Source organism: Paenibacillus sp. MSJ-34 (genome assembly GCF_018918005.1).
Lineage (GTDB): Bacteria > Bacillota > Bacilli > Paenibacillales > Paenibacillaceae > MSJ-34.
Genome location: NZ_JAHLPR010000064.1, coordinates 21558 through 28483 on the forward strand (window position 1 = coordinate 21558; position 6926 = coordinate 28483).

Below are 6926 nucleotides of genomic sequence, written 5' to 3' on the forward strand. Positions count from 1 at the left end.
GAAAAATAGAGGAGAAGTGGAAATTACTTGCAAGTAAGCGTCAATTTTTTTGAGGATAAGACGTTTACTATACAGTTCAAATTTTAAGGAGGAATGAATAATGAGACCATTTTGTTTTAAAGCTGCAATCATGACCTTGTTAGCGCTTGCTCTAGCCATGCCTGGACAAGCTATGGCGGCACAAACGGGTCCGCCGCCGGAAATCGTACCATTTACTCAATTTGATCCCAACTTCGATTATCTGGAAAACGGTTCTTCCTATGTCAGTTATAACGGAAAGGGAAAGGCAAGCATATGGGGCGAAACCATTGCTACTCGTCGAGTTGATAAGGTCGGGGTGCAACTGATTTTACAGCGTTGGACAGGAAAAGAATGGATTGATGTGTTTAAAGGAGAAAAGGCGGAACTGAGCGATTCTTCCCGTATTAATAAGACGATTGATAATCTGTCGGTCACGAGCGGCTACTATTATCGGGTGAAGGCAATCCACTGGATCAGCTACGGCAGTACCAAGGAAGAAGGCACACGATACTCCTCATCCCTGTTAATTCCGGACTAATGCAAAAACGGACAAGGAATCCCCTTGTCCGTTTTACTTTAAAGATCGACCAATCTTGATCACGTCTTCTTTCGTGATCGGGCCGGATATATAAACTTTGATTCGGTCTTTGGTCAACCATTCCAAACTTGCCATATTGCCTTGATGATCTACGAATACTATGGCAGGGTATTCTCCTACGTAAACGTCAAAAAAATCCCCGGAACTGTGATTGATGTCGGTTTTTATCGCCCCCGTTTTCCCTTCGATTTTTCGTTGGCTGATTTTTAATAACTCGCCTGTTTGATGATCGATGTACTCTAAATAGACATCATTATACATGCCGCTTGTTTCTTTTGTAATAAATACGGCGTCTAGATTGAATTTTTCCGGTATATAGGATGGAATCAGCAGTGTGAAAGCCAGTTTATTTTTTGCATCTTCCAAGCCGGTTTTCTCCAAAGGCAAGCTGCTGCCCGGATGAATGTCGGAAAGATGCAGTTCTTCCTCAGGAGGCAAAGTTTTGGCACGTGTAGAATCTTGTTCCGGGTCCTCATGGAAAATTTCTATCAGTTCCCCCTGAACCTTTTTGAATAATGTGGCCATTGTGGCATAAACGGAAGGAAAACTGTAATTTAGAAAAAAACTAATAACAAAAGAACAAGCGATCACAGCCGTACTTATTTTTATTCGTCGCAGCCACATTTTACGGCGACTTCTTTTCTTTAACTTGGCTTGTACTTGCAGCCAGGATTCCTTTCCTTTGGGGATTTCTACACTGGCGTGGTTATGTTTCAGCATTTCTTTCAGTTTGCGATCATCTTGTTCTACATTATTCATTTCGATCAACCCATTTCCTCGAGAAGTAATATAATAATTTCTTACGCGCCCTTGTCAGAATTTGGGCTATAGCTTGCTCTGAGACTTGCAATTCCTCCGCAATTTCCTTACATGATTTTTCCTCGATATAAAAGAAAAACAACACAATCCGGTACTTTATATTCAACTGATTAAGGGCATCGTGAAGCGTTTCGTCATGAATTTGCCGTTCGACTTGATCGGCCACAGCCAATTGCTCGGTCGGGTAGAAGAACTCATCTTCTTTAACGAGTTCCAGATCGGAAACATGCCGGTATTTTTTATTTTTTTTCAACATGTCAAATGCGGTATTCCGGGCCACCCTCTTCAGCCATGCCTTCATATTTGTTGTATTTTCCAATCCAGGCGCTTTTTCAATTGCTTTTAAGAAAGATTCCTGTACGACATCCTCGGCCAATCCATGATCCCTGAACAAAAAATAAATGTCATGATAGATCAATTCCCGGAATGAATGATAAATCAATTCTTGAGATGCGTTGTCCAGGTAATGGAAATTGCTGCGTAAGAAAGTGAGCCATTGCTCCATATGTACCTCCAACACCTTGATTGGATCAGATTTTTTCTCTTCATATATAAAACGCCTCATGTTTATGATAATTTCCCTTTTTCCATTAATGGATTTTTCTATTAAAAAAGAACCTTATACATTTTTTGTCATGTTTGCTTGGGATAGATCGTTATGGTAGTAGAGATTCGCTCATGAAGCCCAAAGTGTATTGGTGCGGATCTCGGCAACCCGATTTGGACAGCAAGAACCACTTGAAAAGATAAAACTGTTGTCGAACAGGAGGTGGGACATTAATTCGTAGTAGCGGCTTGTTTTTGAGTTTGTAAAACATTGATTATGGAGGGAAGAATGATGAGGAAATTGAAATCGAAGCATCTCATGTATTTATGTGCTGTATTTGTTATGAGCTTCACATTATTCGTTGGTTCTGCCGGCGTTTCTGCCGCATCGAAGACGCTTTCGCTCACAAGAATACAACAAGCGAAAACAAATTGGTGTTGGGCCGCCGCAAGCGAAATGGTAGGGAAATACAAAAATAGTTCGACGACAAAAACGCAATGGGATGTTGTTCTCCAGGAAAAAGGAAAAGATTATCCCAATGTCGGGGGCACGGTCTCCAACATAAAAAATGGCATCAAGCTGGTCGGCGGAAATAAAGTAACGGTTACCGACAGTTCGTCGCCTCTTTCATTCGCCACAATTCAAAGTCAAATTGATTCTGCCAATCCTTCGGTGATGTGGATCGATTGGAATAGCGGCGGTGCGCATGTGGTGGTTTCCGCAGGATATGATACGACGGATAGCAAAGTCTATGCTGTCGATCCATGGGAGGATATTTCCAATCAATATTATAAATACGATGCCTTAGTAAAGGGGACGACACTCGCCAGCGGAACAGGAAAGTATACAAAATCGATCTATCTTAAATAAGGGAGGGTGCATGATATGAAAAAGTTAATGGCGGCGCTTTTTATGGCCATCTTTCTCTGCTCTTCTTTGAATGGCGCTACTTTTGCCTTTGGAGGGGAAGATGTGAACCGGGAAAAATTGAAAGACTCGAAAGATCAAGAGCAGATTGTAAATCTTGCGGATGACATTGTACAGTTTGTCAACTCGGTGGTACCTGATAGCAATGTAAACCGTGAAATAACGCAATCCGATATTCATTTTGACGATGCGGTCAAAATATATGTAGATTTGGATGTGTTTCGCATAGAGAACACGAAGGAAGAACTCAAGCGCCGTTTAGAAACGGCCGAATATATGTGGGAACTTCCAATCTACGTCGACTCGTCCACAATAATGGTCAATATCAGCAGAGTTAAAAAAGCGACGGACGATGTCAAACCGTTATTAACGCCCGAGCAAATTGAGTATGCGGAAATAAACGAGGGAAATTGGGAAGTTGCGGGAGTGAAGACTTATCCGATGCATATCAACTATTTTGAATATAACATGGATCATTTGAATAAGATTTCGCCTGCCGAAACCCCGAGTAATGAGGTATACATGATCGGCGGAATCCCCAATGTCAGAATTCCCGTAATTCTGCTTGTCGACGAAGCGATCGAACAAGTTATCTTTACCAGTAAACCGGTAGCCCCGGAAAATATAGATTCAAAAAGCTTGTCGAGTTATAACAACCTGCAATCCAATACCGCTTACAGCTTCGATGAGGTGGCAAGCTTCATGAAACAGCTTCCGGCTGATGCCGATCAAGATGTGGCGACAGGGGCAATCGGTCAGGAAAGTGCCCCAAAGAAAGATAACTTGTTCATTTATGCAGGTGTTGGTGTGGTTGCAATCTTGATCATTGCATTTGTTGTATATAGGAAATTTCAAACGAAGAGTTAAAGGAGGGTGCGTTATGAAGAAATTATTAACTGTTTTTATAACGATTTGTTTGTTCGCGATACTGGCGCTTCCTGTTTCGGCATATTCGGGAAATAAAGATGACGAACTTGCTTTTTCTTTTCAGTTTGTATTCGATGCTAATGAGTTAAGCAACAACTTCGCTACAGGCCCAAGGGGCATCATCGGCGAAAAGATTTACGTACCTGTAAATGGAGCGGTTTCGAAAGAAATTGGTACGACTTTAGTGTTAGAATTGTCATCGAATCAAGCATTGGCAGCTACAACGACTAAAAATGTCAGCGTGAAAGGCCATTTTTATTTGATTGAAGATCCCGATACCATCGTTACGCGGTACGGTCTGGCGGGAAGCTTTGAAAGCGATGGGAGTTCCGTGAAAATTTCAGGGGAATATGCCTATCACAATTCGGCGCTTGACAACTGGTCGGGAAACAGCGCAACGAGCCAAGAAGCGGGATCGGGATATAAAACGTTAATCGGCACGTATGAAGTTTTTAAAAAAAATAAGAAAGACAATAGTGCGGAAATTAAGGTGAAGGGAACCAAAAACGGAGTGATTACGGTTAGCGGGGATTACACTGAAAAAAATATAAGTTAGGAGGGGAAAACGATGATAGGAAAATGGAAGTATAGTCTTTTTTTGATACTCGCTTTGATGTTTTCATTTTCAACCGCTTCGTTCGCTTCGGATTCGGTAAGCGTTGTTTCCGAAGAAATGATTCAATCGGCGGATACTAAGGTTACCTTAGGAAACGGTATTGGATACATTGGCTTCCTTTCGGAAGAACCCGTGTTTACCGTTAGCGGTTATAGTACGACGCATGATCAATATGAAGGCTATTTTTATATTGAATCGTCGGGCGAAGTCCTGGGTAGGCATAAGGTTACCGTTTACTTTGATTATGATGGAACATTGGTAAAAGTAAAAAAGAACAATAACGAATATGTGGGTACTTCAACATGGGAAGTCAAATCAGGATATCGCGTCGACACGACCGATAAAGATTCGGGATCCGTTTCCCCTACCTACGCGTATGGAACAGCGACGTTTAAACTATATAAAACGGGATTTTTCGGCAGCGATTTTCAAAACAGCGTCACGATTCACATTTATTGCAATCAAAAAGGGAAGACGACAGTCGAAAGAAACTATAATTGAAATTGCTTGTATGTTTTCGATTTCCATTCTGAACGAAGTGCATATATTTTACCCCGATAAAATATATGCACCACTCTCAGACGACATAAAATAAAGAAACAACTACGTACAGCAGCGACCTCTCAAACGAAAAAAACGCTCCTGCGGCCGACTTACCGAACCGTGGAGCGTTTTTCTTACCTATTCATCGTTCCCCGAGCGATCGGAACCTAATTTCCCTTTCCCGAGAAACAAACTGAAGACAAAAGCGGCGCCAAGCACAATCGATGTAACCATGTAAATATGGTGGACACCGTACTGGTACATTTCTTGCGCCTGCTGGAGAAGGGGACCGGACAAACCGTCCGGAACGCCTCCCTCGATCATTCGCTCCAAACGCAAGCTTTCATCGGGCGGCAAGTCCTGCCCTATTTCCGCAACCCGGTTCGCCACCGACGAAGACAACACGCCGCCGAGCAGGCTGACGCCGACGGCGGCGCCCAATTGCGAGACTAACGAGACGGCAGTCGTTACCGCGCCGACGTCCTTCTTATCCGCCATTTCTTGCACGACGGTTTCTTTGCCCATCATGACCATGCCGAGACCGAGTCCGGCGATCAGTACATAGACGAACGGAAGTATAACGTGAATATTCAAGTCCATGCTCGCCAGCAGGCAGGAGCCCGCTACGGCCACGACGAGGGATGCCGCGAACAGGGTCCGATACCGTACTTTGGTGGCCAGATAGGCGAATGCCATACCCGAGACGATCACTCCGACCGCCATGGGAACCGCCAAATATCCCGCGGCCGTCGGCGAGAAGCCGAGCGAGTTCTGGGCATAGAAAGGCATATAGGTCAATACGCCGAACGTCCCGAAGCTCACGCAAAACGCGAGCGCGCTCACAATCGCGACCGTGCGGTTGCGAAACAGGTATAGGGGCAACACGGGATTCGCCGCTTTGTACTCGACCCGAATAAACAAGCATAACGCCAAGACACCCCAGATTAACATGCCTGCGATGAGCGGGGAGCGCCACGTGTAACCGAAGCCCGGTCCCGTCAGGACGGTTGCCAGCAACAGCGGAACAAGCCCCGCCACGATCAGCAGCGCTCCGGCCCAGTCGATGCCTTCCCGCGTATTGCTGTCGCCTTTCGATTCCTTCAGCCCCGCGGCAATAAGAACGGCGGCAGTCAGCCCGAAAGGAATGTTCATATAAAAGATCCAACGCCAATCGATATGCTCGGTCAGCAAGCCGCCTATGGCCGGCCCGGCCGCCGTAACGACGACGAACAAACTGCCGAAAAATCCCTGGATTTTGGCGCGCTGCTCGATCGGGAACAAGTCGGCTACAATGACGCTGGCCAGCGGAATTAAACCGCCGCCGCCGATGCCTTGTATTCCGCGAAATACAATCAACTCCGTCATGGAATGCGCAAAGCCGCTGAATAAAGAACCGGCCACAAACAAGCTCATCGAACATAAGTAGACTCGTTTTCTGCCATAAACGTCCGCCAATTTGCCCATGATCGGCAAACTTAACGTAAGCGCCAGCAGATAGATGGCCGACACCCATCCATACAACGACAGTCCGCCCAATTCGCGAACGATCGTCGGCAAAGCCGTATTGATCACCGTTTCATCCATTTCCGTAAACAGCAATCCAAAAAATAGTCCGATCACGACCAGCCATCTTCTTTTGCCTGCGTGTTCGGTTTTCCTTGCTTCTACCGTTTCATTGGTAATCAAATTTGTATTCCCCTTCCGGATCGTAAGGGGATTTCACGCAGTTTACAGGGCGACTGATGCGCTACCCCCTTGAATGTCTGCCCGGATTGCCAATGTTTTTTGCCGCATAGTAACTCCTCCTCATATAGTATTTCTTGAAGGCAGTTTTGAGTTTACTTCCAGTCCCCTAGGGGACTGGCGGCCGCCTTCAAAATTTCCAGTTGATCTTTGAAAAATAAATTTGGGACTGGACTTTCCGGAAT

At 45.0% G+C, this 6926-nt stretch carries 8 protein-coding genes; 5 read left to right on the forward strand and 3 right to left on the reverse strand.

Features of this window, described 5'->3' with window-relative positions; translation table 11 throughout:
* Positions 1 to 100 precede the first annotated feature (100 nt).
* On the forward strand, positions 101 to 559 hold the full coding sequence (locus KQI79_RS24555; RefSeq protein WP_216540952.1) for a hypothetical protein: 459 nt from the start codon (positions 101 to 103) through the stop codon (positions 557 to 559).
* Between the two features lie 33 nt (positions 560 to 592).
* On the opposite strand, the gene KQI79_RS24560 is transcribed toward KQI79_RS24555, so the two are convergent.
* On the reverse strand, positions 593 to 1378 hold the full coding sequence (locus KQI79_RS24560) for a DUF4367 domain-containing protein (protein WP_216540953.1): 786 nt from the start codon (positions 1376 to 1378) through the stop codon (positions 593 to 595).
* Positions 1371 to 2003 carry an RNA polymerase sigma factor gene (locus KQI79_RS24565; protein ID WP_367398239.1) on the reverse strand — a complete coding sequence of 211 codons (633 nt, stop codon included), beginning with the start codon at positions 2001 to 2003 and terminating at the stop codon, positions 1371 to 1373. Before KQI79_RS24565 ends, KQI79_RS24560 begins: the two co-directional genes overlap by 8 nt.
* Before the next feature lie 270 nt (positions 2004 to 2273).
* Here KQI79_RS24565 and KQI79_RS24570 point away from each other — a divergent pair, with 270 nt between their 5' ends.
* The 4 genes from KQI79_RS24570 to KQI79_RS24585 are packed head-to-tail and all read left to right on the forward strand — an operon-like array spanning position 2274 to position 4956.
* Positions 2274 to 2855: a C39 family peptidase gene (locus KQI79_RS24570; protein ID WP_216540955.1), complete on the forward strand. Its 582-nt coding sequence runs from the start codon at positions 2274 to 2276 to the stop codon at positions 2853 to 2855.
* A gap of 15 nt (positions 2856 to 2870) precedes the next feature.
* Positions 2871 to 3779, forward strand: a complete 909-nt coding sequence (locus KQI79_RS24575; RefSeq protein WP_216540956.1) for a hypothetical protein — start codon at positions 2871 to 2873, stop codon at positions 3777 to 3779.
* 13 nt (positions 3780 to 3792) lie between these two features.
* Complete coding sequence (locus KQI79_RS24580; protein ID WP_216540957.1) at positions 3793 to 4395, forward strand: hypothetical protein; 603 nt, start codon at positions 3793 to 3795, stop codon at positions 4393 to 4395.
* 12 nt (positions 4396 to 4407) lie between these two features.
* Positions 4408 to 4956 (forward strand): hypothetical protein, encoded by a 549-nt coding sequence (locus tag KQI79_RS24585; RefSeq protein WP_216540958.1) that lies wholly within the window; start codon positions 4408 to 4410, stop codon positions 4954 to 4956.
* Positions 4957 to 5136: 180 nt separating this feature from the next.
* On the opposite strand, the gene KQI79_RS24590 is transcribed toward KQI79_RS24585, so the two are convergent.
* On the reverse strand, positions 5137 to 6684 hold the full coding sequence (locus tag KQI79_RS24590; protein WP_216540959.1) for a DHA2 family efflux MFS transporter permease subunit: 1548 nt from the start codon (positions 6682 to 6684) through the stop codon (positions 5137 to 5139).
* Positions 6685 to 6926: the final 242 nt, after the last annotated feature.

Excerpts from the sequence above, each read along its gene's own strand:
- KQI79_RS24555 (WP_216540952.1), top strand. The coding sequence starts at position 101 with ATGAGACCATTTTGTTTTAAAGCTGCAATCATGACCTTGTTAGCGCTT.
- KQI79_RS24560 (WP_216540953.1), bottom strand. The coding sequence starts at position 1,378 with ATGAATAATGTAGAACAAGATGATCGCAAACTGAAAGAAATGCTGAAA.
- KQI79_RS24565 (WP_367398239.1), bottom strand. The coding sequence starts at position 2,003 with ATGAGGCGTTTTATATATGAAGAGAAAAAATCTGATCCAATCAAGGTG.
- KQI79_RS24570 (WP_216540955.1), top strand. The coding sequence starts at position 2,274 with ATGATGAGGAAATTGAAATCGAAGCATCTCATGTATTTATGTGCTGTA.
- KQI79_RS24575 (WP_216540956.1), top strand. The coding sequence starts at position 2,871 with ATGAAAAAGTTAATGGCGGCGCTTTTTATGGCCATCTTTCTCTGCTCT.
- KQI79_RS24580 (WP_216540957.1), top strand. The coding sequence starts at position 3,793 with ATGAAGAAATTATTAACTGTTTTTATAACGATTTGTTTGTTCGCGATA.
- KQI79_RS24585 (WP_216540958.1), top strand. The coding sequence starts at position 4,408 with ATGATAGGAAAATGGAAGTATAGTCTTTTTTTGATACTCGCTTTGATG.